This window comes from Tumebacillus permanentifrigoris, assembly GCF_003148565.1.
GTDB classification, from domain to species: Bacteria; Bacillota; Bacilli; order Tumebacillales; family Tumebacillaceae; genus Tumebacillus; species Tumebacillus permanentifrigoris.
Window position 1 is genome coordinate 139,021 of sequence record NZ_QGGL01000015.1, and the last position, 2,322, is coordinate 141,342.

Below are 2,322 nucleotides of genomic sequence, written 5' to 3' on the forward strand. Positions count from 1 at the left end.
TTGCAATACATGCGGTCGTGGCGGAATGGCAGACGCGCACGCTTGAGGGGCGTGTGGGGTTTCCCCGTGGAAGTTCGAGTCTTCTCGACCGCACCACAACCAAAGACTTGGGCCGTACAGCTCAAGTCTTTTTTCTCACAATACGGAGAGGTACCGAAGTGGTCATAACGGGGCGGTCTTGAAAACCGTTAGGGGGCAACCCCACGCAGGTTCGAATCCTGTCCTCTCCGCCAAACTAGGATACGTAAGGCTTTGTAGCACTTTTCCACAGCGTGTGGATAGACCGAGATCGCGGACAGACCGTAAGGGAATCCGTTGGAATTGCGGTCTAGTGCGGTTTCGAAATTCGTTGGAGTAAACCAGTGGCTCTTTAGCTACTGGTTTTTTTGTTTTTTGGGCTCCGCGTGCTCCTTCAAAACACACTGGAGGATGATCACGTTGGAAATGGACAAGTTGGAGACGAAACGTCCGAAGAGAAAGACGGAGCGAACCCATAAGGCACTGGAGCTTGAAACGAATGAGATGCTTGAAGCGGTCGAGACGGTCACACTTGAACAGGCCATGAACGACTTCATCGTTGCGAAGATGGCGGAGCGAATCGCACCACGAACGCTCAAGGATTACGAGGCGCATTTTCGATACTTACGAGGATGGCTGGCGGATCACCACCCGGACATTACGTTTAAGAAGATCACTGCCACAATCTTGCGGGAATATGTGACGTGGATGACGAACGACAAGGAGAAATTCAGTGGCCACCACAGCAAACGACCGAAGCCCGGAGTAACCGGATTGTCTGCGATGACGGTGAACATCCGTATTCGCACCCTGAAGGCGTTTTTCAACTGGTGTCAAGGAGATGGGCTGCTGCGTGTATCTCCTGCCGCAGACATCAAACTTCAAAAAGTAGACGAGGACAAAATCAGGTCGTTCACCTCGGCCCAACTCAAGAAATACATTGCGACCCCGGACAGAGGCACATACTCGGGTTTTCGTGACTACGTCATTATGATGACCTTGTCGGATACTGCGTTACGGATCAGCGAGCTTTTGTCCTTGATGAAAACAGATGTTGATTTCAAGGAAACGTGTATCACTGTCCGAAGCGAGGAAGCAAAAACTCGCAAGTCCAGAACCGTACCGATCTCAAAACAGGTAGCCAAGTTGCTTGCGGAGTTGATCAGGGAGAACGAGGACTTTGGGCCGAATGCCAACTACCTGTTCTACTCGGTCACAGGCAGGAGATTCACCCCGGACGGATTCGACGAGCGATTGAAGTTGTACGGAGAGCAAGCCGGTATTGACGAAGATAAGCGATCAGCCCACCCCTTCCGTCACACGTTCGCCCTACATTGGATTAAGAGGGGGGCGACCCCTTCACGTTGCAGAAAATCCTGGGGCACACGGACTTGTCGATGGTAAAGCGTTACGTGAGATTGTCCCAAAACGACCTGAAAGAAAAGCATCAGAAGTTCTCTCCAATTCACACCTTGTTCAGCTAATGTACGGGAGGCGATAGTTTATGGGCGATCATAAAGCCATTCTGTTGCTGCCGAATGATCGGATAGGAGATTGGTGGGCTTCGATGAGTCACATCAAGAATCCCAAGAAAGGCGAGGAGGGGCGTCAGGAGCTACTGCGTCGGGCGATTGAAATTGGTCTCGATGTAATGGAGGGTCGAGTGGTAACGGTCTCCCCTGAGCAGTATAACGTGCTGACCGCGTTCGAGGTTTTAGGAAAAGGCGGCTATCTCGGGTTAATACATTTGGACATGATCAAAACGATAAAAGCTAAGGATGAGGGCGGCGAACCGTAATGGTTCGCCGTCTTTTTTTGTTGGATCGGAGAGATCGAGGCAATGGCAGCCTGACGATCTGCGTGGTGCAACCTGTAGATTGGTGTTGATGCCAAAGTAGGCATAGCTGACGCAGGAGACGCGAGGACATGCGTGTAACTCGGAAATTCCTATAGGTCGCAGACCAAAGGCGAATTTTAGACTGGATGGGACTCCGTTCGGTCTATTCGTGCTTCGCAAAATGTTTATTGGAAGGGTGAGAATGGGAATGGACAATTATTAGGCGATGGCTTACGCGAAGTTAGCAATAAAAAAAGTGGGGCTTGACGAGGAGACCATGAGTGATGTGTTGCAGGAGATGTACTGCTTGTTCGATCTGTTGACGGAGGAGGAAGCGGAGGAGCGAGCTCAGAAAATTTAAGGTCGATCTGAAAACCATGAGGGCGAGGTAGAGAACTGGCTCACCGATCAAGATCAGGAGTCGGAACTTCAAGCGAATCCCCAAGCCTCCATGCACACCCCTCAAA

3 protein-coding genes and 2 tRNA genes are annotated in these 2,322 nt (G+C 51.0%); 4 read left to right on the top strand and 1 reads right to left on the bottom strand.

The features are described 5' to 3' along the window. The first annotated feature begins 11 nt into the window (after positions 1-11). The 4 genes from C7459_RS16815 to C7459_RS16830 all read left to right on the top strand — a co-directional run bounded on the left by C7459_RS16815 (position 12) and on the right by C7459_RS16830 (position 1,816). Positions 12-96 (top strand) — tRNA-Leu (locus C7459_RS16815). A 48-nt stretch (positions 97-144) separates the two neighbouring features. Next, a tRNA-Ser gene (locus C7459_RS16820) sits at positions 145-233 on the top strand. A gap of 211 nt (positions 234-444) precedes the next feature. Next, on the top strand, positions 445-1,422 hold the full coding sequence (locus tag C7459_RS16825; protein ID WP_245884599.1) for a tyrosine-type recombinase/integrase: 978 nt from the start codon (positions 445-447) through the stop codon (positions 1,420-1,422). A gap of 100 nt (positions 1,423-1,522) precedes the next feature. Beyond that, the gene (locus tag C7459_RS16830) at positions 1,523-1,816 is read left to right on the top strand and encodes a hypothetical protein (protein ID WP_109690441.1); all 294 of its coding nucleotides are present in this window, start codon (positions 1,523-1,525) and stop codon (positions 1,814-1,816) included. A 280-nt stretch (positions 1,817-2,096) separates the two neighbouring features. Here the strand turns inward: C7459_RS16830 and C7459_RS23715 are convergent. Next, positions 2,097-2,322, bottom strand: a 226-nt coding sequence (locus C7459_RS23715) for a hypothetical protein (RefSeq protein WP_211320415.1), incomplete at its 5' end; no start/stop codon positions are given.

Coding starts and splice junctions, on each gene's coding strand:
- C7459_RS16825 (WP_245884599.1), top strand. CDS start 445: ATGGACAAGTTGGAGACGAAACGTCCGAAGAGAAAGACGGAGCGAACC.
- C7459_RS16830 (WP_109690441.1), top strand. CDS start 1,523: ATGGGCGATCATAAAGCCATTCTGTTGCTGCCGAATGATCGGATAGGA.